26 protein-coding genes are annotated in these 22,094 nt (G+C 72.9%); 11 read left to right on the top strand and 15 right to left on the bottom strand.

The genetic code is table 11. The annotated features are described in order from the left end of the window. Window positions 1-388: 388 nt before the first annotated feature. Both arsB and AKI01S_RS06460 read right to left on the bottom strand, forming a co-directional pair. The gene (gene arsB / locus AKI01S_RS06465; protein ID WP_067812839.1) at window positions 389-1,510 is read right to left on the bottom strand and encodes an ACR3 family arsenite efflux transporter; all 1,122 of its coding nucleotides are present in this window, start codon (window positions 1,508-1,510) and stop codon (window positions 389-391) included. Next, entirely contained in the window at window positions 1,507-1,821 is a 315-nt protein-coding gene (locus AKI01S_RS06460; protein ID WP_067812838.1) for an ArsR/SmtB family transcription factor, read from the bottom strand. The genes arsB and AKI01S_RS06460 overlap by 4 nt, the downstream gene beginning before the upstream one ends. Window positions 1,822-1,979: 158 nt before the next feature. Between AKI01S_RS06460 and AKI01S_RS06455 the strand changes: the two genes are divergently transcribed. Both AKI01S_RS06455 and AKI01S_RS06450 read left to right on the top strand, forming a co-directional pair. Further along, window positions 1,980-2,390: an arsenate reductase ArsC gene (locus AKI01S_RS06455; protein WP_067812837.1), complete on the top strand. Its 411-nt coding sequence runs from the start codon at window positions 1,980-1,982 to the stop codon at window positions 2,388-2,390. Between the two features lie 228 nt (window positions 2,391-2,618). Then, the gene (locus AKI01S_RS06450) at window positions 2,619-2,951 is read left to right on the top strand and encodes a SulP family inorganic anion transporter (protein WP_245681500.1); all 333 of its coding nucleotides are present in this window, start codon (window positions 2,619-2,621) and stop codon (window positions 2,949-2,951) included. A 110-nt stretch (window positions 2,952-3,061) separates the two neighbouring features. Here the strand turns inward: AKI01S_RS06450 and AKI01S_RS06445 are convergent, their stop codons facing one another. After that, window positions 3,062-3,571: a DnaJ family domain-containing protein gene (locus tag AKI01S_RS06445; protein WP_067812835.1), complete on the bottom strand. Its 510-nt coding sequence runs from the start codon at window positions 3,569-3,571 to the stop codon at window positions 3,062-3,064. 58 nt (window positions 3,572-3,629) lie between these two features. After that, the gene (locus AKI01S_RS51605) at window positions 3,630-3,791 is read right to left on the bottom strand and encodes a hypothetical protein (RefSeq protein ID WP_169813912.1); all 162 of its coding nucleotides are present in this window, start codon (window positions 3,789-3,791) and stop codon (window positions 3,630-3,632) included. Window positions 3,792-3,821: 30 nt separating this feature from the next. Between AKI01S_RS51605 and AKI01S_RS06440 the strand changes: the two genes are divergently transcribed. Beyond that, the gene (locus AKI01S_RS06440) at window positions 3,822-4,793 is read left to right on the top strand and encodes a flavin-containing monooxygenase (RefSeq protein ID WP_245681499.1); all 972 of its coding nucleotides are present in this window, start codon (window positions 3,822-3,824) and stop codon (window positions 4,791-4,793) included. 40 nt (window positions 4,794-4,833) lie between these two features. Here the strand turns inward: AKI01S_RS06440 and AKI01S_RS06435 are convergent, their stop codons facing one another. Continuing rightward, window positions 4,834-5,202, bottom strand: coding sequence for an ArsR/SmtB family transcription factor (locus tag AKI01S_RS06435; RefSeq protein ID WP_067812834.1), 369 nt, complete (start codon window positions 5,200-5,202; stop codon window positions 4,834-4,836). Between the two features lie 180 nt (window positions 5,203-5,382). On the opposite strand from AKI01S_RS06435, the gene AKI01S_RS06430 reads away from it, so the two are divergent. After that, window positions 5,383-7,035, top strand: coding sequence for an FAD-dependent oxidoreductase (locus AKI01S_RS06430; protein ID WP_245681498.1), 1,653 nt, complete (start codon window positions 5,383-5,385; stop codon window positions 7,033-7,035). Between the two features lie 3 nt (window positions 7,036-7,038). Beyond that, complete coding sequence (locus AKI01S_RS06425) at window positions 7,039-8,289, top strand: MFS transporter (RefSeq protein ID WP_245681497.1); 1,251 nt, start codon at window positions 7,039-7,041, stop codon at window positions 8,287-8,289. 15 nt (window positions 8,290-8,304) lie between these two features. Here AKI01S_RS06425 and AKI01S_RS06420 read toward each other — a convergent pair whose 3' ends face one another. Beyond that, window positions 8,305-9,450, bottom strand: coding sequence for a PucR family transcriptional regulator (locus AKI01S_RS06420; protein ID WP_067812833.1), 1,146 nt, complete (start codon window positions 9,448-9,450; stop codon window positions 8,305-8,307). A gap of 116 nt (window positions 9,451-9,566) precedes the next feature. Between AKI01S_RS06420 and AKI01S_RS06415 the strand changes: the two genes are divergently transcribed. Beyond that, window positions 9,567-10,409, top strand: a complete 843-nt coding sequence (locus AKI01S_RS06415) for an alpha/beta hydrolase family protein (RefSeq protein WP_067812832.1) — start codon at window positions 9,567-9,569, stop codon at window positions 10,407-10,409. Window positions 10,410-10,438: 29 nt separating this feature from the next. Here AKI01S_RS06415 and AKI01S_RS06410 read toward each other — a convergent pair whose 3' ends face one another. Next, the gene (locus AKI01S_RS06410; RefSeq protein WP_067812831.1) at window positions 10,439-11,644 is read right to left on the bottom strand and encodes a glycoside hydrolase family 1 protein; all 1,206 of its coding nucleotides are present in this window, start codon (window positions 11,642-11,644) and stop codon (window positions 10,439-10,441) included. A gap of 108 nt (window positions 11,645-11,752) precedes the next feature. On the opposite strand from AKI01S_RS06410, the gene AKI01S_RS06405 reads away from it, so the two are divergent. After that, window positions 11,753-12,370, top strand: a complete 618-nt coding sequence (locus AKI01S_RS06405; RefSeq protein WP_218009569.1) for a TetR/AcrR family transcriptional regulator — start codon at window positions 11,753-11,755, stop codon at window positions 12,368-12,370. Window positions 12,371-12,478: 108 nt separating this feature from the next. Here AKI01S_RS06405 and AKI01S_RS06400 read toward each other — a convergent pair whose 3' ends face one another. The 5 genes from AKI01S_RS06400 to AKI01S_RS06380 form a co-directional block, all read right to left on the bottom strand. Next, window positions 12,479-12,922, bottom strand: a complete 444-nt coding sequence (locus AKI01S_RS06400) for a phosphatase domain-containing protein (protein ID WP_067812829.1) — start codon at window positions 12,920-12,922, stop codon at window positions 12,479-12,481. Continuing rightward, window positions 12,919-13,509, bottom strand: coding sequence for a CGNR zinc finger domain-containing protein (locus tag AKI01S_RS06395; protein ID WP_067812828.1), 591 nt, complete (start codon window positions 13,507-13,509; stop codon window positions 12,919-12,921). Before AKI01S_RS06395 ends, AKI01S_RS06400 begins: the two co-directional genes overlap by 4 nt. Window positions 13,510-13,596: 87 nt before the next feature. After that, complete coding sequence (locus AKI01S_RS06390; RefSeq protein WP_067812827.1) at window positions 13,597-14,226, bottom strand: LysE family translocator; 630 nt, start codon at window positions 14,224-14,226, stop codon at window positions 13,597-13,599. 37 nt (window positions 14,227-14,263) lie between these two features. Continuing rightward, window positions 14,264-15,844 carry a B12-binding domain-containing radical SAM protein gene (locus tag AKI01S_RS06385; protein ID WP_067812826.1) on the bottom strand — a complete coding sequence of 527 codons (1,581 nt, stop codon included), beginning with the start codon at window positions 15,842-15,844 and terminating at the stop codon, window positions 14,264-14,266. Window positions 15,845-16,172: 328 nt separating this feature from the next. Next, the gene (locus tag AKI01S_RS06380) at window positions 16,173-16,715 is read right to left on the bottom strand and encodes a CGNR zinc finger domain-containing protein (RefSeq protein ID WP_067812825.1); all 543 of its coding nucleotides are present in this window, start codon (window positions 16,713-16,715) and stop codon (window positions 16,173-16,175) included. Between the two features lie 26 nt (window positions 16,716-16,741). Between AKI01S_RS06380 and AKI01S_RS06375 the strand changes: the two genes are divergently transcribed. Next, the gene (locus tag AKI01S_RS06375; protein ID WP_067812870.1) at window positions 16,742-17,221 is read left to right on the top strand and encodes a GNAT family N-acetyltransferase; all 480 of its coding nucleotides are present in this window, start codon (window positions 16,742-16,744) and stop codon (window positions 17,219-17,221) included. After that, window positions 17,218-18,441 carry an MFS transporter gene (locus AKI01S_RS06370; protein ID WP_067812824.1) on the top strand — a complete coding sequence of 408 codons (1,224 nt, stop codon included), beginning with the start codon at window positions 17,218-17,220 and terminating at the stop codon, window positions 18,439-18,441. The genes AKI01S_RS06375 and AKI01S_RS06370 overlap by 4 nt, the downstream gene beginning before the upstream one ends. Window positions 18,442-18,732: 291 nt before the next feature. Here AKI01S_RS06370 and AKI01S_RS06365 read toward each other — a convergent pair whose 3' ends face one another. Both AKI01S_RS06365 and AKI01S_RS06360 read right to left on the bottom strand, forming a co-directional pair. Further along, complete coding sequence (locus tag AKI01S_RS06365) at window positions 18,733-18,918, bottom strand: hypothetical protein (protein WP_067812823.1); 186 nt, start codon at window positions 18,916-18,918, stop codon at window positions 18,733-18,735. A gap of 175 nt (window positions 18,919-19,093) precedes the next feature. Beyond that, entirely contained in the window at window positions 19,094-19,714 is a 621-nt protein-coding gene (locus AKI01S_RS06360) for a TetR/AcrR family transcriptional regulator (RefSeq protein ID WP_067812822.1), read from the bottom strand. Between the two features lie 90 nt (window positions 19,715-19,804). Between AKI01S_RS06360 and AKI01S_RS06355 the strand changes: the two genes are divergently transcribed. Continuing rightward, the gene (locus AKI01S_RS06355; protein ID WP_067812821.1) at window positions 19,805-20,824 is read left to right on the top strand and encodes an oxygenase MpaB family protein; all 1,020 of its coding nucleotides are present in this window, start codon (window positions 19,805-19,807) and stop codon (window positions 20,822-20,824) included. 358 nt (window positions 20,825-21,182) lie between these two features. Here the strand turns inward: AKI01S_RS06355 and AKI01S_RS06350 are convergent, their stop codons facing one another. Beyond that, window positions 21,183-21,785: a DUF7691 family protein gene (locus tag AKI01S_RS06350; RefSeq protein ID WP_067812820.1), complete on the bottom strand. Its 603-nt coding sequence runs from the start codon at window positions 21,783-21,785 to the stop codon at window positions 21,183-21,185. Between the two features lie 47 nt (window positions 21,786-21,832). On the opposite strand from AKI01S_RS06350, the gene AKI01S_RS50225 reads away from it, so the two are divergent. Further along, the gene (locus AKI01S_RS50225; RefSeq protein WP_157419694.1) at window positions 21,833-22,009 is read left to right on the top strand and encodes a hypothetical protein; all 177 of its coding nucleotides are present in this window, start codon (window positions 21,833-21,835) and stop codon (window positions 22,007-22,009) included. Window positions 22,010-22,094 lie beyond the last annotated feature (85 nt).

The raw sequence follows: 22,094 nt of genomic DNA, 5'->3' as shown, positions 1-22,094 counted from the left end.
GCGTCATGACCGACTCACGGTGGTCGGTGCCGACGTACTCGATCCGGCGGCCGTCGACGGCACCGTGGCAGAGCGGGCTCTACCACCTGCCGTCGGTCACCGACCACACCGTTGCCGAGGGCCATGTCGACGGCGGGTGCACCTCCCGTACAGACCTGGCCGCGAGCATGCGGCCCTGCTGGGCGACGATCGCCACGTCATCACCACCGCCGACAATCCCACCTTGCTCCAGTGGATCCGCCGCGAGGCGCTTGCCGAAAGCTGGGCCGATACGGACGCGACCGTCGGCCAGGAGCTGCGACACCGGCACCGTCCGCAACGCAGGTGTCCTGGTCAGAGTCGATGTCGACGCTTCGCCCCCTGGGGAACGGTCGATCGTTGAACCGGATCACGAGGCTTTCGTGCCCGCCGGGCCGGGAGCCGTGGGGAACATGCGGCGGCGCAGCCACAGCGACACGTACACCAGCGCCACCAGTACGGGGACCTCGATGAGCGGGCCGACGACCCCGGCCAGGGCCTGGCCGGACGTGACGCCGAAGGTGGCGATGGCCACGGCGATGGCGAGTTCGAAGTTGTTGCCGGCGGCGGTGAACGCCAGGGTGGCGGTGCGGTCGTAGGGCAGGCCGACGGCGCGGCCCAGCGCGAACGAGCCGCCCCACATGGCGGCGAAGTACACCAGCAGCGGCAGCGCGATGCGGGCGACGTCGGCGGGCTGGGAGGTGATCGTCTTCCCCTGCAGGGCGAACAGGATGACGATGGTGAACAGCAGCCCGTACAGCGCCACCGGACCGGTCCTGGGCAGGAGGCGGGACTCGTACCAGTCGCGACCGCGGGCCTTCTCACCGGTGCGGCGGGTCAGGTATCCGGCCAGCAGCGGAACGCCGAGGAACACCAGCACGTTGACGACGATCTCGCCGACGGAGAAGTCGAGGCCGCCGGTGGCCAGGCCCAGCCAGCCGGGCAGGAGGTCCAGGTAGAACCAGCCCAGCGCGCCGAAGGCGACGACCTGGAACAGGGAGTTGAGCGCGACCAGCACGGCGGCGGCCTCGCGGTCGCCGCAGGCCAGGTCGTTCCAGATGATGACCATCGCGATGCAGCGGGCCAGGCCCACGATGATCAGGCCGGTGCGGTACTCGGGCAGGTCCGGCAGGAGGAGCCAGGCCAGGGCGAACATCACGGCCGGGCCGGCGATCCAGTTCAGCAGCAACGACGACAGCATCAACCGGCGGTCGCCGGTGACGGTGTCCAGGCGGTCGTAGCGGACCTTGGCCAGCACCGGGTACATCATGACCAGCAGGCCCAGGCCGATCGGCAGGGAGACGCCGCCGATCTCGACCTTGGACAGCACGTCGTTCAGACCGGGGACGGTGCGGCCCAGTAGCAGTCCGAGCACCATCGCCGCGACGATCCAGACCGGCAGGAACCGGTCCAGTGTCGACAGCCTGCCGACCGGGCTGCCGTCGGGGGCGGCGGGCGGGGCGCCGGTGGCGGGCTGGCTGGTCCGCGTCACGGGCAGGCCCTTCGGGTGTCTTGGATGTAGGTCTGGCGGACCACGCCCGCCAGCTCGGCGTAGTGGGCGGCGAGCCGCTCCAGAGGTTCGGGACGCAGCCGGTAGTAGACGAAACGGCCGCATGGCTCGGTCTCCACCAGCCCGGCCTCGCGCAGCGCGCGCAGGTGGTTGGAGATGTTGGTCTGCTTGGCGCCGGTCTCCTCCACCAGGTGGCACACGCACAGCGCCTCGCGGGCCAGCAACTCCACGATGCGGGCGCGCAGCGGATCGGCCAGCAGCCGGATCACATCATTCTCGACTGACATCACCATGGGCTGATACGTTAGCGGCCGATGAACCCGCAGGCCAAAGCCCTACGGTGAGAAAACGGGTCAGGAAAGGCGGTGGCGTCCCTGTCGCAAGACAAACCCCCCGCCGACCACCATCACCCGTTCTCTGGGCTGGAGCGTCCTCCGAAAGGGAAGAGCCCGTGCCCGAGAAGCCCAGCGTGCTGTTCGTGTGCGTCCACAACGCCGGTCGTTCCCAGATGGCCGCCGCCTACCTGTCCCACCTGGTCGGCGACGCCGTGGAGGTCCGCTCGGCCGGATCGGCCCCCGCCGACACCGTCAACCCGGCGGTGGTGGAGGCCATGGCCGAGGAGGGCATCGACATCTCCGCCGAGACACCCAGGATCCTCACCACCGACGCCGTCCGGGCGTCCGACGTGGTCATCACGATGGGCTGCGGCGACACCTGCCCGATCTTCCCCGGCAAGCGCTACCTGGACTGGACCCTCGACGACCCCGCCGGGCAGGGCCTGGACGCCGTACGCCCGATCCGCAACGAGATCCGCAGGCGCGTCGAGAAGCTGATCAACGAGCTGACGACCGTCCAACAGTGACGGCTTGGCTCGTGTGACGGTGGCCCCTGTCCGTCTCCGCCCGCTCCCCTGTCACGTTAGGGCGGAGACCTCGGGCGAGTGATCCACGGCCGCACGGCTCCGGCCCACGCCCGACCGTCATCCTGGCCGTCACCACCCTCCCCGCCGGGATCGCCGTGCCACCGGCACCCTGACCGTCATCGCCCCTACACGCTGGCGCTGGCGCTGGTGGGGCTGATGGAGTCGCTGATGACCGCCAAGCTGGTCGACGACATCACCGACACCCACTCGAACAAGACCCGCGAGTCGGTCGGCCAGACCATGATCAACGTCAGGAACGGCGCCCGCACCCGGATCTCGACCTTCCTGGCCGGGGCGTTCCTGATGGTCCTGTGCGTCGTGTTCGGCCCGGTCGTCTCCGACATCCCCGTGGCCGCCCTGGTCGCCGTCGTGGTGCTGGTGTCGGTGGGCACCTTCGACCGGCGCTCGGTCGCCCCCGCCGCCCTCAAGCGCATGTCGCTGGGCGAGACCATGGTCATCTTCGCCCGGCGGCGCGCAGGTCGTCTACCGCGTCACCGGTGAGCTGTTCTTCGCCTCCAGCAACGACCTGGTGTACCGGTTCGACCACGTGGTGATCCCGGCCAGATGGTGATCGACCTGTCGGGCGAGCGGGCCGGCAGCCACTGACCGGCTCAGGCGGAGCCCTTCGTTCGGCGTTTCCACCAGCTCGACAGCGACCAGGTCCGTGACCCGCCCGGCTGCGGGGCGGCCTGCTCGGCGCGCGGCTCGGGCCGGTCGGAGGGCTCGGGGCGCGAGCGGCGCCACTCCTCCACGGCGCGCTCGACGTTGAAGGGCACCATGGCGAGCGGAGGGCCGGGCGGCGGTGTCCTGATGGCCTCCACGATCTTCTTGTTGACCTGGTCCAGGATCGCCCGGACCTCATCTTCGGAACGGGCCCGCGCCGCCTCCTCCCGCGCCTGCTCGGCCTCCTTGCGCAGGGCGAGCGACGGGGGGACGTAGGTCAGGTTCTCACTGCGCAGCTTCTGTTTGATCCACCACATCTCCTCCAGCGGTCGGCCTGCCCCGGGGATCGGCTTGCCCGCTCCGGGCAGGTCGTCGAACTCTCCGCGTTCGGTCGCCTCACGGATCTGCCTGTCGATCCAGGTCTCGAAGCTGACGCCGATGGGTTTGCGCTCGGTCATGGGCGAACGGGACCTCCTTCGCAGCCGTCACCACCACCCTACGTTCGCTCTCAGAACGTCAGCAGGAGCCCTCGGGCGGGCAACAGGTCCGCAGGTAGTCCTGTAGTTCGGTGAGGGACCGCTCCACGGCGGTGGCGTCGATGCGGTAGTGGACCTGCTTGCCGTCCTTGCGGGAGGTCAGCAGGCCGCCACGGCGCAGCAGGGCCAGCTGCCCGCTCATGTCGCCCGCACGCTGGGCCTGGAACCGCTGGTGCTGGAGGCCGCCGCCCGGCCGGCCGGATCCTGGCCGCGCTACTACGACAGCCTGGCCCTGTTCTCACCGGCCCGCCGCAGCGCCCTGCCGGGCCTCCCGTTCCCCGGCGCCCCCGACGGCTACCCCGTCCGGGACGAGGTCGTGACCTACCTGGGCGACTATGCCGCCCGCCTGGACGCCGACATCCGCACCGGCCAGCGCGTCGAGCACGTCACCGTCGCCAACGGCGGCGAATTCGAGGTCGCCACCACCGCCGGCCAGGTCTTCACCGCGCCGCTGGTGGTGGCGGCGACCGGCGCGTTCAGCCGCCCGCACCGGCCCGAACTGCCGGGTCTGGACACCTTCCCCGGGCGGGTGCTGCACTCCTCGGACCATCGCTCCCCGAAGGGTTTCGAGGGCAAGCGAGTGGTGATCGTGGGCGGCGGGAACTCGGCGGTGCAGATCGGCGTCGAGCTGGCGGCCGTCGCCCGCGTCACACTGGCCACCCGGCATCCGTTGCGCTTCATGGCGCAGAAGGTGCTGGGCCGGGACATGCACCTGTGGCTGGCCTGGACGGGGCTGGACTCGGCCGGATGGGCGCGGCCGCTGCTGACCGGCGGCAAGGGCACCCCGGTGTTCGACACCGGCACCTACCGAGCCCGGATCGCCACCGGCAACCCCGACCGCCGTCCCATGTTCACCCGCCTCGACGGCGACCGCGTCGTGTGGTCCGACGGAACGCGTGAGCGGGTGGACGCGGTACTGCTGGCCACCGGGTACCGGCCCAACGTGGACTACCTCGGCGGTCTGGGCGCGCTGGACGACACCGGGCGGCCGCTGCATCGCGGCGGGGTCTCCACCACCCATCCGGGGCTGGGTTACGTGGGGCTGGAGTGGCAGCGCTCGTTCGCCTCGGCCACGCTGCGCGGAGTCGGTGCCGACGCCCGCCACGTGCTGACCCGGCTGCTCGGGCAGGCTCGCGCCCGGTGACGGCCACCGCGCGCCATCGACGCGAGGCGCCCCGGGCGGCTCAGGACGTGAACGCGGGCAGGGCGAACAACCCCGACAGGCGGGTCAGCCTCTCGGACACCACCCGGTAGTAGACCCAGGTCCCACGCCGTTCGCCGTCGATCAGCCCGGCCTGGCGCAGCACCTTCAGGTGGTGGGAGATGGTCGGGGCGGTCAGCTCGAACGGGCCGGTCAGATCGCAGACGCACGCCTCCCCGCCCTCGCTGGAGGCGATCAGGTTCAGCAGCCGCAGCCGGACCGGGTCCGACAGCGCCTTGAACACCCTGGCCAGCTCGGCCGCCTCCGCCTCGCCGAGCGTCGGGCCGCTCAGCGGCGCGCAGCAGGCCGCGTCGGCGGCGGTGACGTCTTCGATCTCCAGCGACTTCGACATGCTTCTAATTTGACATCCATCTATCCAGAGATGCAAACTCGACCCTACTTAGACGAACTTCAAAACAGCGAGGTCGACAGAGGAACGCCTTGGCGGCCGGGTCCGCACGCCCGCCGACCGCACCCGTCTCCGGCCTCCGCCCTTCCGAACCGTTCGCCACCTCGACCGCGAGGAGAGATCATGAGCACCAGCGAGCCGCAGGACCCCACCGCGCCCCAGGCCGCCGATGGCGGTTGTTGCGGGGTGAACGCCTGCTGCACCGACGCCGAGCAGTCGATGGACCCCACCCGCACCGTCATCGAGGCCAAGACCGACGCCGGATGCGGTTGCCTCGGCAAGGCCGGCGACGGGCTGCCGGTCGTGGTGATCGGGGCCGGGCCGACCGGGCTGGCCGCCGCCGCGCACCTGGCCGAACGCGGCCTGGACTTCCAGGTCCTGGAGGCCGGGTCGCAGGTCGGCGCGGCCATCGCCGGGTGGGGGCACGTGCGGCTGTTCTCCCCCTGGCGCTACGACACCGACGCCGCCGCCCGCCGCCTGCTGGAGGCTACCGGCTGGACCGCGCCCACCCCCGACCACCTGCCCACCGGCGCCGAACTGGTGCGCGACTACCTGCTGCCGCTGTCGCGCGTCCCGCAGCTGGCCGACCGGATCACCACCGGCGCCCGCGTGCTGGCCGTCACCCGCCAGGGAGTGGACGTCACCCGCACCATCGACCGCGAGACCCGTCCCCTGCTGGTGCGCGTCCGGCACGCCGACGGCCGCGTGGAGGACATCACCGCCCGCGCGGTCATCGACGCCTCGGGGACCTGGGAAAACACCAACCCGCTGGGCCACTCCGGACTGCCCGCCATCGGTGAACGCGAAGCCGCCGCCCACATCACCGGGCCGCTGCCGGACGTGCTGGGCAGCGACCGTTCCCGGTTCGCCGGACGCCACACCCTGGTCGTCGGCATGGGCCACTCGGCGGCCAACACCCTGCTCGCCCTGGCCGAACTCGCCCGCACCGAGCCCGGCACCCGCATCACCTGGGCCGTGCGCGGCTCCTCGGTGGCGCGACTGTACGGCGGCGGCGACGCCGACGGCCTTCCGGCGCGCGGAGCGCTGGGCACCCGCCTCAAGGCGGCCGTCCAGAGCGGGGCGATCGAACTGGTGCGTTCCTTCACCATCACCCGCCTCGACGCCCCCGGCGGCCCGGTCGCCGTCACCGGCACCACGCCCGACGGCGAGCGCGTCCTGACCGCCGACACCGTGGTGGCCGCCACGGGCTTCCGTCCCGACCTGGAGATGCTGCGCGAGGTCCGCGTCGAGCTGGACCCCGCCACCGAGGCACCGGTCAGGCTCGCCCCGCTGATCGACCCCGATTTCCACTCCTGCGGCACCGTGCCCCCGCACGGCGAACGCGACCTGGCCCACCCCGAGCCCGGCTTCTACCTTGTCGGCATGAAGAGCTACGGCCGCGCGCCCACGTTCCTGATGGCCACCGGCTACGAGCAGGTCCGCTCCGTCGTCGCCGCCCTGGCCGGGGACCGCGAGGCCGCCGACACCGTCCGGCTCGACCTGCCCGAGACCGGCGTGTGCTCCACCAACCTGATCACCGAAGACCTGGCCCCCGGGGCCGCCACCGCCGAGGACGGCGGCTGCGGCACCTCCTGTGGCGATGACGCCACCCCGGAGGCCGTCGTCGGTGCCCAGCCGGTCGAGGTGACCGCCTCCTCCTGCTGCGGGTCGTCGCCCGAGCCGGTCACCATCGGCGTCGGCGCGCCCGCCGGGATGGGGTTCGCCACCGGCCGCGTCCACGGCTACTCCGGCGACACCGAACGCGGTGACACCTGACCCGTGAGCGGCACTCCCCCCACCATCCCGGCGGCGGACCACCCTGCCGCCGGGACCGGCGACCGCCCGCGCGGGGTGCTGACCGCCCTGTGCGTCACCGAGATCACCAGCTGGGGCATCCTCTACTACGCCTTCCCCGTGCTGGCCCCCGCGATCACCGCCGACACCGGCTGGTCCGCGCCCGCCATCACCGCCGCGTTCTCCGCCGCCCTGGTCATCTCCGCCGTGGTCGGCATCCCCGTCGGCCGCCTGCTGGACCGTCGCGGTCCCCACCTGCTGATGACCGGCGGTTCCGTGCTGGCCACCGCCGCCGTCGCGGCGATCGCCCTCGCCCCGAACCCGGCCTGGTTCGCCGTCGCCTGGGCCCTGGCGGGCGTCGCCATGGCGGCCGTGCTCTACCAGCCCGCCTTCGCCGCCCTCACCCGCTACCACGGCCCCGGCCGCCTGGCCGCCCTGACCACCCTCACCCTGGTCGCGGGCCTGGCCAGCACCGTGTTCGCGCCCCTCACCGACGCCCTGGCCGACCAGCTGACCTGGCGTCACGCCTACCTGGCCCTCGCCGCCGTGCTGGCGCTGGTCACCATCCCCCTGCACGCCATCGTCCTGCGCCGCCCCTGGCCCGCCGCCGACCACACCGCCGGGCACGCGGCCGGTGAGGCCGAACGCCGTCAGGTGCGCGCCATCACCCGCAGCCGTCCCTTCGTGCTGCTGGGCATCGCCCTCGCCCTGTCGGCCTTCGCGATGTACGCCGTTCTGACCAACCTCATCCCGCTGCTCATCCACCGGGGCGCCAGCCCCGCCCTCGCCGCCTGGGCGCTGGGTCTGGGCGGCGTCGGCCAGGTCGCCGGACGCCTGGGGTACGGCTTCCTCACCCGCCGCACCAGCGTGCGCGCGCGCACCGCGGGCGTGCTGGCGGTCTCGGCCGCGACGACGGCCGCGCTGGCGGCCGTCCCGGGCCCGGCGGCCGCCCTCATCGCGATCGCCGTGCTCGCCGGTGCCAGCCGGGGCATCGCGACGCTGCTCCAGGCCACCGCCGTCACCGACCGCTGGGGTCCCGCCCACTACGGCGCCCTGTCCGGTGTCCTCGTCGCGCCCGCCACCATCGCCGGGGCCCTGGCGCCCTTCGGCGGCGCCGCGCTGGCCACGGCCCTCGGCGGCTATCCCGCCCTGTTCCTGACCCTGGCCTCCGCCGCCGCTGTCGCCGCCGTCCTGTCGCTCGCTGGCGTTCCCCCGCGTGCCGAGCCGCCGCGGTGACCGGGAGCCGCGGCGTCAGCCGAGGGCGCGGGCGGTGACGGCGGCGTCGAGGAGGCGCAGCCCTTCGGGACTGGCCAGGTCCAGGCCGGTCAGCTTGGCGATCCTGGCCAGGCGGTAGTCGAGGGTGTTGCGGTGGATGCTCAGCTCCGCCGAGGCGCGGCTGCGGTTGTGGCCGTGCCGGACGAACGCCTCGACGGTCGTCAGCAGGTCGGGGCGGGCGTCCAGGGGGTCCAGTTTGGCGGCGAGCCCGGCGAGGGCCCGTCCGGGGCGGGCCAGCTGGTATTCGAGCAGGACGTCGTCCAGGCGGTAGAGACCGGGCGGCCGGCTCAGGCGGCCGACCAGGTCGGCCACCGCTCTGGCCTCCTCCAGCGCGCCGGGAACGGCCGACCGTTCCGGTGCGGTCGCGACGGCGGCGGTGACCGGGCGCGAGGTCGCGTCGGCGATGCGCGCCAGCAGCTCGGGCAGGCCCTCCGGACCGGTGGGCGGGGCGGGCAGCAGGACCGTGCCGCCGCCGGTGGTGAGCGAGGCCAGCACGTCGGCCTGCTGGTGGGCGTCGAGGGCCGCCTGAACGCGGCGGACGGTCTGGCGCGGGTCGGACGGCCTGGGTTCCAGGGCGAGCAGGAGCACCAGGTAGGCGGGGGCGAGGGTCACCCCGGACTGTTTGGCCAGCTCATCGGATGGTTCCCCGGCCAGCAGCGCGGAGATCAGGGTGTGGCGCATGTCGCGGCGCTGGCCTTCGAGCTGCTGCTGTTCGTGCAGGTGGGCCAGTGCCACGGCGGGCAGGACCGTGGCCAGGTAGCGCAGGGCGTGGGCACCGTAGCGGCGCAGCTCGGCGGGGGTGGCGTCGGCGGCGAGCCGTTCCCAGCACGCCAGCGAACCGGTCAGGTACGCCGACAGCGCGGCGTCCAGCGGCAGCCCGTCGGCCGCGCGCCGCGCCGACCAGTCGATGACCTCGGTCAGCTCGGCCGCGTCGGGCGCGCGGTCCTCCCGCAGCGTCGTGGCGACCAGCCGGATCGACGCGGTGAACGCCCCGCTCACCTCGCCGTCCAGCGATTCGCGGGGAAGGTCCCGGTAGAACGGGACCTCCGCGGCGCACCGCTCGACCGCCGCGCGCGACAGCTCGGGCAGCCGGGCCAGCATGCGCTGCGCGAATCGGAACATCGCCCAATGTTCTCACGCGGACATTGCCCCGAATGCGCAGGGACAGCGCTTCCGGCGCGTGGCAGATTGTGCTTCCACCCAGGACCTCGTCCCCCTCACGAAGCCGAGGATGTCCCATGCGCCGCTCCCTGCCCCTCGCCGCGACGCTCGTCGCGGCGCTGCTCTGCTCCCCCGCGACCGCCGACGCCCGGACCGCTCCCGCCGCCGTTCCCGCCGCGGACCAGTGGGACTCCCCCGGGCCCCACCCCGTCGCGGTCCGGCCCGGCCTGGTCACGACGCTCTACTACCCGGGCGACATCGCGTCGAGCGGGCGGCGGCACCCCGTCATCATCTGGGGCAACGGCACCGGGGCCACCCCGAGCGTGTACGACGGGCTGCTCCGGCACTGGGCCAGCCACGGTTTCATCGTCGCCGCCGCCAACACCCCCGCCTCCAACTCCGGCCGGGAGATGCGCGCGGGCATCGACCGGCTCGCCACGCTGAACGGCGCGGACGGCCCCTTCCGCGGCAGGGTCGATCTGGACCGCGTGGGCGCGACGGGCCACTCGCAGGGCGGCGCGGGCGCGATCAACGCCTCCGCCGACGACCGCGTCGACACCACCGTCCCGATCCAGCCGGGCCCGCTGGCCAGCGCCTCCTCCCTGCACGGCCCGGTCCTCTACCTGGCCGGGCAGAACGACTCCATCGTCCCGCCGTCGCTCGTGCGCGGCTTCTACGACGCCAGCGGCCACGTTCCGGCGATCTACGCCGAACGCGCCGGCGCCACCCACTTCACCCCCACCGGCGACGGCGGCGGCTTCCGCGGGGTGATCACCGCCTGGTTCCGCCACCACCTGATGGACGACGCGCGGGCCAGAGGCGTCTTCTACGGCGAGGACTGCGGGATCTGCGCCGACAGCGCCTGGAGCGACGTCCGCCGCAACGCCCGGGTCGAGCCGGTGCCCGCGACCGACCGCTGACCCGGACGGGGTGAGGCCGCCGCCAGCGGTCAGTCGGCCCGTGGCAGAGTGCGGGTCCTCGCGAAGGCGCCGAGCCAGGCAGCGGACGGCTTGGGCGTCCGGGCGAAGGTGCGGCGGTCGACGGCGATGAGGCCGAACGTCGGGGCGTACGACCCCCACTCGTAGTTGTCCAGAGCGCTCCAGTGGAAGTAGCCGCGCACGTCGACGCCGTCCTCCATCGCCGAGCGCAGCGCCGCCAGCGCGCCGGTGGTGTAGGCGACGCGGCGCGCGTCGTCGTCGGTGGCGATGCCGTTCTCGGTGACGACCAGCGGGACGCCGGGAACGGTCGCGGCGGTGTGCCGCAGCGCGTGCCCCAGCGCCTCGGGGTAGTACTCCCAGCCCGTGAGGGTGCGTTCGGCGTCCTCGGGCACCGGCAGGGGGCCGTCCGGTCCGATGAGGTTGCGGGTGTAGGACTGGACGCCGATCCAGTCGTCCCGGCGGGCCGCTTCAAGGAAGACGTCCTCGCGCGGGCGGCGGAAGGCCGCCGCCACATCCTCCGCTCCGGGAAGCGCCTGGTAGACCTGGTTGGCCACGGACCAGCCGGTGCGCACGTGCGGGGCGGTCTCCTTCACCGCCGCGGTCGCGGCGCGGTGGGCGCGGACCAGCGCCTCGGTGACGGCGGCGTCGGGGAGCGGCAGCCCCACGGCGGGGAACGCGCCGCCGCCCTCCAGCAGGGACCGGGTCGCGGCCATGACGGCGACCATGTTGGGCTCGTTGATGGTGCACACGTGCGCGACGTCGTTCTGGAAGACCGGTGCGACCGCGCGGACGTAACGGGCGAACAGCTCGGCCGAGTCGCCGGCGGCCCAGCCGCCCCGCGCGGCGAACCAGCGCGGGCAGGTGAAGTGGTGCAGGGTCACCATCGGCCGCAGTCCGCGTTCGAGCGCGCCCTCGACCATCCGCCGGTAGTGGGCGATGGCGGCGGCGGAGAACTCGCCGGGCGCGGGCTCGACGCGCGCCCATTCGACGCTGAAGCGGTAGTCGGTGAAACCGAGCCCGGCCAGCAGGTCCATGTCCTCGCGCCAGCGGTGGTAGCTGTCGCAGGCGTCCCCGCTGGGCTCCTTGATGTGGGACGAGCCGAGGTCGCCGTGCTCCAGGGCCCACCAGTCGGAGTTGGTGTTGCCGCCCTCGATCTGGTGGGCGGCGGTGGAGGCGCCCCACAGGAAGTCGGCGGGAAGACGGAGGTCGGTGCTCACGGGTGTCCTTCGCGTCGGGACGTCGAACGGGCGCCGCGTCCGCGGCCGCCCCACCCTAGAAACAAAAACCTAGCAGTGCAAGGTTTTTGGATGGTTAGACTACCCCGCGTGACCACCCGCCGACCGAGAGGCCCGTACGCCAAGTCCACGGCGAGACGGCAGCAGATCCTGGACGCGGCCCTGGCCCTCTACGCGGAGGCGGGCACCCGCGGGGTCTCGGTCCGGGAGATCGCCCAGCGCGTCGGCATGACCGACGCCGGGGTGCTGCACCACTTCGGCAGCCGCGAGGCGCTGCTCACCGCCGTGCTGGAGGCCCGCGACCGCGCCGACGCGGAGGCGTACGGCGACGTGCGGGAGGACCCGGACGCGGCGCTCCAGGTGATCGCCCACAACGCCGGCACGCCGGGCCTGGTCAAGCTGTTCCTGGACGTGGCCGCCGCGGCGGCCGAGCCCGACCATCCGGCCCACGGGTACTTCGCCGAGCGTTACGAGCGCTACCGGGACGGGACCGCCGCGTTCCTGGGGGCCTCCGCCGACGCTCCGCCCGTTCCCACCGCGCGGGCCACCCCGGTCGACGCCACGTGGGCCGCCCGGATGCTGCTGGCCGCCGTCGACGGCCTGCAACTCCAGTGGCTGCTGAACCCGGACATCGACATGGCCGCGGACCTCGCCGCCCTGCACCGCGTCCTGGCCACCGCCCTCGCCGACCGTTCCAACGACGGCTGACCGGCCGCCGAGCGAACACGACGGCCCGGTCCCCATATGTCGCGCCGGGACTGAACGCCGGTGCGCTCGCCGAGGTCGTCCTGTCGACCGTGCGGACGCGGGGCAGGGTCAGGCCGCCGGGAAGCGGGTCACCCAGCGGCGCTGCCATGGCGTCTCCACGGCCTTGGGGTGGTGGTGCCGGCGGGCCCACGCGACCGCGTCCGCCGGGTCCAGCCCGGACAGGATCGCGAGGCAGGCGATGACCGTGCCGGTGCGGCCCACGCCGCCCCCGCAGGCCACCTCGGCCGCCGCGCCGGACCGGGCCTTCTCGTGCAGCGCGCGGATCTGCCGGACCGCCTCGCCCGGGTCGCGGGGCAGCAGGAAGTCGGGCCAGTCGATCCAGGTGTGCGGCCAGCGCAGCGTCTCCTCGTGGCGGCGGCGCAGCCGGGCGGAGCCGAGGTAGAGCCCGACCTCGGGGGCGGGGCCGTCGGGCAGGGGACGGCGCAGGCCCCGGCCGCGGATCCAGGTGCCGTCGGGGAGCCGGATGGCGTCGGTCAGCGGCGATGTGATCATCGGGTCACGTTCTCCAGGTGGTGTTGTCGTGCGCGGTGGTTGGCGACGTTGACGCGGTTGCCGCAGAGGTCGGGCATGCAGTAGCGGCGGCGTCCCGCCCTGCTGGTGTCGACGAACACGCCCCGGCAGCCCGGCGCCTCGCACGCGCGGAACCGGTCGTGTCCCAGCGCCCGCACCGCGCCCAGCAGCCCGACCGCGACGAACGCGGCCAGCTCGTCGGCCAGCGGCGCGTCCGGCGCGGTGGGCACCCGCCACTGCCACCGGCCGTCGTCCTCGCGTTCCAGCACCGGGGCCCGCCCGGCGCGCCGGATCAGCACCGACGCGCCCGCGACGGTCTGCTCGGCGGTCTCGGTCTCGATGACGCCCCGGACCTCGCGGCGCAGGAAGTGCACCTCGCGGACGTCCTCCTCGGTCGGCGGGCGGCCGTCGGCGAGGGCGTCGAGGCGCAGGTCGTGCTCCGCGAGGAAGGCCGCCAGCGCGTCCGGACCGGGCAGCGCGTCCCCCGTGACCCGGACGGTGGGCGAGGTGGTGACCAGGTCGGTCGCGACCGCCGCGCCCGCGGCGTAGTCGTTGATGGGGATCCTCACGGCACCTCCGCGTAACTGATGTAATGAGACTATAACCCTTACTAGATGCCGTCGGAGCCCGTTCGGGAACGTGGTCTCACGCCGGTCTCAGATGGCCGCCGCCACGACCCCGAGGCCGAGCAGGGCGAGCAGGGCGGAGCTGAGCCAGTGCAGCCCCTGCGTCACCGCGGGGCGGCGCAGCCAGGCCGCCGCCCGGGCCGCGGCGGCGGCCACCAGCGCCAGCCACGCGAAGGCCACCACGGCGTCGATCACCCCCAGCACCATGATCGAGAAGGCGGTGACGTCCCCCGCCGGGAGGAACTGCGGGACGACCGCCAGGAAGAACAGGCCGACCTTGGGGTTCAGCAGGCAGGACAGCAGCCCCGACCGCAGCGCCGGGCCGACGCCCGCCGCCGCGGGTTTCCGGGGCGGCTCCTCGTCCGGCCCGTGGCGCCGCGCGCGGTACCGCAGCCCCGTGGCGCCGAGGTAGAGCAGGTACAGCCCTCCGGCGATCTTGAGTGCGGTGAAGGTGGCCGCCGACCGCTGGAGGAACGCCGACAGGCCGAACGCGACCGTCGCCGCCCACAGCAGCGAGCCGGCCCCCGAGCCCGCCGCCGAGGCCATCCCGTCCCGCACGCTCGACAGCCCCCAGCGCAGCACCAGGAACGTGTCCGGTCCCGGGGTGATCGCGAGAACCAGGCACAGGCCCGCGAAGGCCAGCAGTCCGGCGACGGTCACGAGGGCTTCTCCCTGGAGTGGGTGGGGACGCGCCCGCTCAGGCGCCGATGGTCACCCCGAGGCTCCGGCCGTGGTCGCGGACCTCCGCCCGCGCCGCCGCCAGGTCCTCGAGCGTCAGTCCGGGCATGACCGACTCGACGTAGTCGGCCATCGCCTCCTCGCGGTCGATGACGTCCCTGCCCCTCCACTTGCGGGCCCGGGCCTCGTGCACGCGCCGGTCGGGCGTCCGCAGCCCGAGTCCGGCCGCGCGGTCGCGGGCGCGGTCGGGGTCCAGCAGCATCGTGAAGTCCAGCGACCCCGGTTCCGGGGACAGGACCTCGACGTCCAGCGCCGCGACGCCGCCCGCGGCGGTGTCGAGCAGCGCCTTCATCGAGTCGACGTTCTCGCGTAGCAGCGTCGCGTCCATGCCGAGATGGCCGACGACGAACCCGACCTTGAGCAGCAGCCCCTGGTCCCGGGCCACCCGGAGGGCCCGGACGTTGTGCTCGAACATCAGCTCCGCCCGGTAGCCCGACGCGGCGTCCCGGATCGGGACCAGCGGCTTCCTCATGGCGTGCAGGGACACCGGTGTTCCGGCGTCGAGGCCCACCATCAGCTGCCTGACGCCGAGCCCGCGCAACGTGGCGGCGCGGCGTTCGTCGGACAGGCCGTCGGCGCGGGCGTAACCGACCATCACCGGCCGGCCGTCCTCGGGGAGGTCGGTCCACCAGCCGGGAGGCGACCCGGCCATCTCCCGGAGCAGCCTGCCGAACGTCAGCGGCAGTTCGTCGGCGGTGAGGTAGAGGTAGTCGTAGCCCGCCCGGAACGCCGCCTCCACCAGCGCCCACGCCGCGGGCGCGTCGGGGACCGAGTTCCGCCACATGCCGCCGTACTGGATCGAGCAGAACGAGCAGGCGTCGTCGCGGGCGAACTTGATGCACCCCCGGCCGATCTCGACCGGCGCCCCGGCGGTGACCGTGCGGCCGGTGAGGCGGGCGAACGTCGGCACCACCCGGCTGTGGAAGTTCTCGTCGTACAGCTTGGAGTGCTCGAACACGCGGTCCAGCAGCGAGTAGTCGATCGCCGTGTGGATGGGCTCCTCGCGCTGCGGGGTGGTCACGACCCGCTGTCCGTCGAGGACGACGAGCCCCGGATGGTCCGCTGGGGAGACGTCGCCACCCGCGCTCAGCGTTCGGATGAGGTCGACGAAGCCTCCCACGACCTCGTTGCCGACGAACGCGTAGTCGATGACGCGCGTCCGGGAGGTCAGGCACTCGCGGGTGAGCGCGGTCAGGTGGTCGTTGCCGAAGACGGTGACGATCCGCTCGTCGATCCTCTTGGCCGCGGCGCACAGTTGCAGGCCGGCCTCGTAGGTCGCGGTCAGCGCGCTGACGCAGATCGCGAGGATGTCGTCGGCGTTGGCCTCGACGTGCGCCAGGACGTCCGGCCAGGGCACGACGGTGCCGTCGACGTAGACCGGCTCCACGCCGGGCACGGCGCGCAGCGCCGAGGCCAGGGTGAGCACCCCGAGGTTGGGGAAGTCGGACCAGTCGGTGTGCTCTTCGGGCCTGGTGACGGTGCACGAGGCACCGTCGATCACGGTGTTGGAATTGGGTGGGCTGACGACCAGGACTTGCATTCGCCTTCTTCTCCGTCAGAGGGAACAGTGCCGGAGGTCGCAGCGGGGACTTTCGATGGAGGGCTGGGGACCGACGTTACCGGCTCGCTTCGGGCCCTCCCGGCCAGCCGGGGGCGATTTCAGATAACGGGAAACAGGTCATTGACTTAATTGGTCAATGCGAAGTAACGTCACGCCTCCGGCGGCGCCGCGCGATCACATCGCGCAGGTCGCCGCCGAACGCCACGCCCCCCGCCGCATTCGTGGCGTCCCAAACCCCGGCGACGACGACTCCGCACCTTCGCCGGGGTGGGGGCCACTCACCGGACCGGCCGTCCGATCGTGGCCATCAGCCGGTCGCGGCCCCCGAGGGGACGGCGGCGGTCCGGGCGCGGTGGCGGCGGACCGCGTCCCGGTTGGCGCAGCGGTGGGAGCAGTAGCGCTGCCGACCGGTGCGGGAGGTGTCGGCGAAGATCGTGTCGCACTCGGTCACGGCGCAGCGCCGCAGCCGGTGCATGCCCCGTCCCGCCAGGTGCAGCGCCGTGCCGACGGAGATCAGGGAGAACAGCACCGCGCCGAGCGGCTGCCCGTCGTCGCGGTAGTGCAGGTGCCAGCCGCCCGCGTGGTCGGTCAGGCGCGGGTAGGCGGCGGCCTCCGCCAGCATCCGGTTGGCCAGGGCGGCGCGCTCGCGTTCGTCGGTGGCGTCGACGACCTTCTCCCAGGCGTCCAGCACCGCCCCGAGACGGTCCAGGTCCTCCTGCGAGACCGGGCGTTCCAGTACCAGCCCGGCGGCGCGGCAGCGGTCGGCGAGTTCCCCGGGGGACGCCGGGCGCCGGTTGGCGAGGTCGGCGGCGAGGTTCACGGCATCCTCGCCGTAAGGGTTGAGGTGCACAAGCCCATTACAGCAGGGTGGTCGGCATGGCACAACACACCGGCGTACGGCCGGCAACGGAGAACGACGTCGCGGAACTCGTGCGGCTGCGGGCGCTGCTGTTCGAGACCCTCGGCGGTGACTACTTCAACCCGGCGTCGGGTGACGGCGCGTGGCGGGACGCCCTGGCCGTGGTCCTGAAGGAACGGCTGGCGGACGGCACCATGCGGGCCCTCGTCGTCGACGGCGACGACGGCCTGGCCGCCTGCGGCATCGGCGTCGTCGAGACGCGGCTGCCCGGACCGCACCTGCGCAACGGCCGGGTCGGGCTCGTGATCGGCATGGTCACCGCTCCGGCGCACCGGCGGCGCGGCCACGGCCGCGCCATCATGCGCGGCCTGCTCGACTGGTTCCGGGAGCAGGACGTCGCCCGCGTGGACCTGTACGCCTCCCACGACGGCGCGCCGCTCTACCGCGAACTCGGCTTCGTGGACCACCCCGACCCCGCCCTGTACTGGCGGCCATGACCGTCGTCCGGCCCGCCCGCGACCCCGCCCACGACGCGTCCCGCTACCGGTGGGTCATCCTCGGCGTCGCCACCTTCACCCAGGCCGCCGCCAGCTTCTTCGTGCAGGGCATCGGGGCGATGGGCGTCCACCTGCAACGCGACCTCGACCTGAGCACGGCGCAGCTCGGGCTGCTGATCTCGGCGGCCCAGCTGGTCCCGCTGGTCGGGCTGCTGGTGGCCGGGGAACTGCTGGACCGCCACAACGAGCGCTGGGTCGTCGGCGCCGGTCTCTCCCTGGTCGCCGTGGCCCTCTGCGCGGGGAGCCTGGCGCCCGGGTACACCGCCCTTCTCCTCGTGCTGCTGGTCGTGGGCGCGGGGTACAGCACCGTCCAGCCCGGCGGGAGCAAGTCGGTGGCGACCTGGTTCGACGGCTCCCGGCGGGGGCTGGCGATGGGCGTCCGCCAGGCGGGCCCGCCGCTGGGCGGGGCGTTCTCCGCGACCGTGCTGCCCTTCCTGGCCGCGACCCACGGCTGGCGGGCGACGCTGGTGGCGGGCGGGCTCGTCGCGTTCCTGGGCGCCGGGGCCTTCCTCGGCCTCTACCGCCGGCCGCCTGGCCGCGCCGTCGCCGCGGGCGGGACGCACCTCCCGCTCGCGGCGCAGGTCCGCGCCCGGCTGCGGATGCTCCGCGAGCCGTCCATGGTGAAGATCATGCTGTCGGGGACGAGCCTGATCTCCGTCCAGTCCGGCGTGCTCGTGCTGACCGTGCTGCACCTGCACGAGGTCGCCGCGATCCCGGCCGGGACCGCGGTCGGCGTCTTCGTGGCGGTCCAGGTGGCGGGCGTCGCCGGTCGCGTCGGGCTGGCGGCCTGGAGCGACCGACTGCGGTCGGGACGGTACGCCTGCGTCATGACCTGCATGGTCGCCGTGGCCGCGGGAACGGCGGCGCTGATGACGCCGCTGGGCCGCTCCCCCGCGGCGGCCTGCGTCCTGGTCGTCTGGCTCGGGTTCTTCGGGTTCGGCTGGTACGGCCCGTGGGTGGCGTACGTGGCCGAGTCGGCGCCCCCGGACCGGACCGGGTTCGCCCTCGGCCTCGCCATGTCCGTCAACCAGGTCGTCATCATCCTGACGCCGCCGCTCCTCGGCCTGGTCCGGGACCTCACCCACAGCTTCACACCGGCCTGGGGCCTGCTCGCCGCGACGACCGCCGTCGCCCTGGCGATCGGACGGCGGAGAAGGTGACGGGCCGTTCGGAGATGGGGCGCGGCGCCCCATCTCCGATTCGGGACCGGCCTCCAGGTGCAGAACACGGGGGTTGACCTCCCACCGCTCGATCATCCGACCGAGGTCGGGACGGGCCCTTGGTCCGGACCTGACGATTGAGATTCAGAGCCAACCGGCCCACGCCTTCATAACGGCTCCAGATCGCTTTCACCCCTGCTCAGGAGCACGGCCGCCCTCCGGCCTCAGCCGGAGGGCGGCTTCGCGGTGACCGCCGCTCAGCGTCGCCCGGCGACGCTCACCGCCGGACGGCTAGGCGAACGCGCCGGTGCCCGGTGCCTGGGTCTGGCCAGTTTGGTCTTTGGTGAAAACGGCGTCCCCTGTCTTCCAGGCGGTGGTCCGGGCGGTGGAACCGTCGATGCCGGCGGGCAGCGTCAGAGCGACGGCCGCCACCGAAGACGCCGCGGTCAGCGCCACGGACTTTCCGAGCATCCTCATGCGCTCGCTCCTCTCGTCGTCTGTTCGCGCCTCCATCCATAACCCGCCGGATCGAGTCGATGACGGAAGGTGAGTAGATCTTCGAAAGATCGACTTGACCGCCTCATGGTCACCGGCGCGGAGGGCCCGGCCGCACCCGACGGCTCGTTCGGTGGGCGAGAGCGCCGCGCCTCTCTTATGGGGCGTGCGGTGCCAGCAGCAGGGCGGCGTGGTCGACGACGGCGTCCAGATCATCGCCCAGGCCGCCGGTCAGCCACTGCTGGGCGAGTTCCACCATCGCTCCGGTGAACATCGCGGCGCTTACGCGCGCCAGGCGCGGGTCGACGGCGGGACGCGTGCGCGTCTCCTGGCGCAGGACCTCGTCCATCAGCGCGGTCTGGGCGGCTTGGCGGCGGGCGGCCAGCACGGGGTTGGCGCGGGCCTCGGTGAACAGAACCCGGCCCCGGCGCGGGTCGGCCGAGCTGAAGTCCAGCACGCCGCGGATGCCGGTCCGGATCCGTTCCGCCGGGTCGTCGCCGGCCGCCTTCAAGGCCGTCAGGAGCCGTCCGGTCAGCTCGGAGGCGACCGTGTCGTAGACCGCGCCCAGGAGCTGGTCGGTGTCGGTGAAGCTCTCGTAGAAGTAGCGGGCGTGCAGGCTGCAGGCCCGGCACACCGCGCGGACCGACACCCCCGCCTCGCCCTGGGTGCCGAACAGCTCGAAAGCCGCCTCCACCAGCCGGGCGCGGCGTTCCTCGCGCCGGGCGGCCAGCGGGACGCCGGCCCATCGGGTCGCCGCGGTCCTCGTGTCGTTCGCCACCGGCCCAGCCTATCCATCCCACTTCTGGCTACACCCGTAGCCAGAAATGCCCTACTCTGGTCACACCTGTAGCCAGAGTTGGGAGTCGGCATGGTCCCCCTGCCTCACCGCAAACTCGTCCGGCCTCTCGCCGAACGGTTCGACGACCACTTCGACACCCAGGTCAGGTCCCGCTTCTTCAGGGGGCTGGAGTTCGCCGGGCCCGAGGGCGACCCGGGATGGTTCGGCCCCGGCAGCGCGGTGTGGTACGTGCACTCCCACACTCCCCTGCTGTCCTTCGGGCTGGCGTGCGCGGCCTTCCTGGAAGGGCTGGACCCCAGCATCTACTGGATGGGCGTTCACCATTCCCGGCTCATCGCCAAGGACGACGACGGAAGACCGACCGGCGCACTCGACCAGGAGGGGGCCGCCGTTCGGTTCGGGCACTCCCTGTCGTTCTTCATCGGCACCGCCTACGGCTCCACCGCGACCGCCGAACGCCTCGCCCGGACCGTGCGCGCCATGCACCACACCGTCAAGGGAACCCGTCCCGACGGCCTGGCTTACGACGCCGACGACCCCCGATGGCTGCGCTGGAACTACGCCACCGTCGTGTGGGGGCTGGCCACCGCCCACGAGCGCTACCACCCCCGCCCGCTGCGCGGGAAGGACCTGGACCGCTACTACGGCGAGTTCGTCCGCGTCGGGCACGCCCTGGGCGGAACCGACCTGCCCACCACCAAGGCCGAGACCCTCGACTGCCTCAAGGCGCACCTGCCCTGCCTGGCGCTCACCCACGGCCAGGCCGCCCGCACCGGCCCCAACCTCCGCGACGCCCCCACCACCCCGCTCACCGGCCCGTTCATGGACTGGGCGATCCGCGACACCCTCCCCCACTGGGCCGCCTCGATGGTCATGCACCGCTCGCCCAACCCCGTCGAGCTGCGGGCGCGCCGCACCGCCCTCTGGCTGATCCTCAACGGCGTCCACGCCACCATCGGTCCGATCAGGGAGTTCCGGCAGGCGCAGGCCAGGGTCTCCGCCGGAACCACCGGCTTCCCCCTCGCCCCCGCCCACACGCCGGGCACCGACCCGGCCCGCACCCGCGAACAGGCCGAAGCCATGGCCTGACCTTCCTTGGAGCCTGTTTGTGATCTCATCCGCCCAGGCAGGGCAGCGGTCCCGTTCACGTGCGAGCGGCCCTGCCTCTCAGACCCCGGGGCAAAGTGGACATCGGAAATGGCTGTCCGTGAGACATCGCCAGCACTTGGCAAGGCGCCCCAGAGCCGATCGATGTCATGCTCGGTGGTCCTTCACACAGGCCCGAAAACAAAACGACGGTTGCCCGGCGACGAGAGGCCCTTCTGCCGGACCGCCACCTGATGGTCGGTCAGCCACGTCGCATCCGACATGACCACCTCCCGGCACAGCGTCCGATCGAAGATGAGGCGGTGGCAGCCGCCGCGCACAACGACACGCCCTGGCGCGGTCAGCCGTAGAAGGTGACCAGGTCGCGCAGCGGTAGCGGTCCATCAGGGACCTCGCGCGCGAACGCGTTGAAGTCGAGCGTCTCGTCCACCGCGGCCAACAGCACCTTGACCAGGTCGGCCGCCACCACCTGGTCAACGATCTCTCCGTACGCCTGGCGCATCTGCGGCACCCGAGCGGCCGGCACATGCCCGATGACCGGCATGTGCCTCGGTAGCGGCGTACTGGCGAACGGATGGTCGTACATGAATCCCGTTGGCGTGAGCTCACGAGGCACGCCGGCACTCTCGAACTCCTCGCTCGCCTCTTGCAGGTACTGCGCGCCCAGCCGCAGTGGCCCGAAATCGAAACGGGTCGACTCGTCGTACTCGATCAGGTCCTTCCATACGAGGGCATAGACGTGGCCGGCCTCCGGGTCCTTGGGACGATCGCCGAAGATGTCATCGACGGCCTCGACCATCGTCCGAGGCGCGTCCAGCTCCCAACGCGCGTCGACGGCCGCGGCCCGCTCTCGGCTCGTCTCCACCGTGCCGGGTGCGGGACGCCGGATCAAGGCGGCCACGTTTTCAATACTCACGCTGTAGATCGTGAACTGCGAACTCATCGGTCTCCTTCGTCCTGGCCGCCACGTGCACCGCGTAGGACGCGATCATGCACATCACGGTTCCCACCACCTCCAACAGGCTCTGGCCGCTGTGGGATGGGTCGAAGTTCACCGTGACGACGTTCGACCGGTTCGCCCGCAACATGGTCGAGGCCGCCGAGCCCCTGCCCGGGCCGTCCGACCGCAAGCCGGATTCCCGAACAGCCACTCAGCTTGGGTTCTAACCCAGTGCGACACGAGGGGTGGCGGCGCGGAGGTATCCGCAGGGCACGGTTCCCGCGCGGCCATGACAGCGGTCACCAAGAATTC

The sequence above is a fragment of the Actinomadura kijaniata NBRC 14229 genome, assembly GCF_001552175.1.
GTDB classification, from domain to species: Bacteria; Actinomycetota; Actinomycetes; order Streptosporangiales; family Streptosporangiaceae; genus Spirillospora; species Spirillospora kijaniata.
The sequence above is the reverse complement of the archived record's forward strand: the minus strand, read 5'-3'. Positions and strand labels throughout refer to the sequence as shown.

Bases quoted from the DNA above. Each gene is read 5' to 3' on its own strand.
- AKI01S_RS06460 (WP_067812838.1), bottom strand. From the start codon at position 1,821: ATGGTGATGTCAGTCGAGAATGATGTGATCCGGCTGCTGGCCGATCCG.
- AKI01S_RS06450 (WP_245681500.1), top strand. From the start codon at position 2,619: ATGACCGCCAAGCTGGTCGACGACATCACCGACACCCACTCGAACAAG.
- AKI01S_RS06445 (WP_067812835.1), bottom strand. From the start codon at position 3,571: ATGACCGAGCGCAAACCCATCGGCGTCAGCTTCGAGACCTGGATCGAC.
- AKI01S_RS51605 (WP_169813912.1), bottom strand. From the start codon at position 3,791: ATGAGCGGGCAGCTGGCCCTGCTGCGCCGTGGCGGCCTGCTGACCTCC.
- AKI01S_RS06435 (WP_067812834.1), bottom strand. From the start codon at position 5,202: ATGTCGAAGTCGCTGGAGATCGAAGACGTCACCGCCGCCGACGCGGCC.
- AKI01S_RS06430 (WP_245681498.1), top strand. From the start codon at position 5,383: ATGAGCACCAGCGAGCCGCAGGACCCCACCGCGCCCCAGGCCGCCGAT.
- AKI01S_RS06420 (WP_067812833.1), bottom strand. From the start codon at position 9,450: ATGTTCCGATTCGCGCAGCGCATGCTGGCCCGGCTGCCCGAGCTGTCG.
- AKI01S_RS06415 (WP_067812832.1), top strand. From the start codon at position 9,567: ATGCGCCGCTCCCTGCCCCTCGCCGCGACGCTCGTCGCGGCGCTGCTC.
- AKI01S_RS06400 (WP_067812829.1), bottom strand. From the start codon at position 12,922: ATGATCACATCGCCGCTGACCGACGCCATCCGGCTCCCCGACGGCACC.
- AKI01S_RS06385 (WP_067812826.1), bottom strand. From the start codon at position 15,844: ATGCAAGTCCTGGTCGTCAGCCCACCCAATTCCAACACCGTGATCGAC.
- AKI01S_RS06375 (WP_067812870.1), top strand. From the start codon at position 16,742: ATGGCACAACACACCGGCGTACGGCCGGCAACGGAGAACGACGTCGCG.
- AKI01S_RS06370 (WP_067812824.1), top strand. From the start codon at position 17,218: ATGACCGTCGTCCGGCCCGCCCGCGACCCCGCCCACGACGCGTCCCGC.
- AKI01S_RS06365 (WP_067812823.1), bottom strand. From the start codon at position 18,918: ATGAGGATGCTCGGAAAGTCCGTGGCGCTGACCGCGGCGTCTTCGGTG.
- AKI01S_RS06355 (WP_067812821.1), top strand. From the start codon at position 19,805: ATGGTCCCCCTGCCTCACCGCAAACTCGTCCGGCCTCTCGCCGAACGG.
- AKI01S_RS06350 (WP_067812820.1), bottom strand. From the start codon at position 21,785: ATGAGTTCGCAGTTCACGATCTACAGCGTGAGTATTGAAAACGTGGCC.
- AKI01S_RS50225 (WP_157419694.1), top strand. From the start codon at position 21,833: ATGCACATCACGGTTCCCACCACCTCCAACAGGCTCTGGCCGCTGTGG.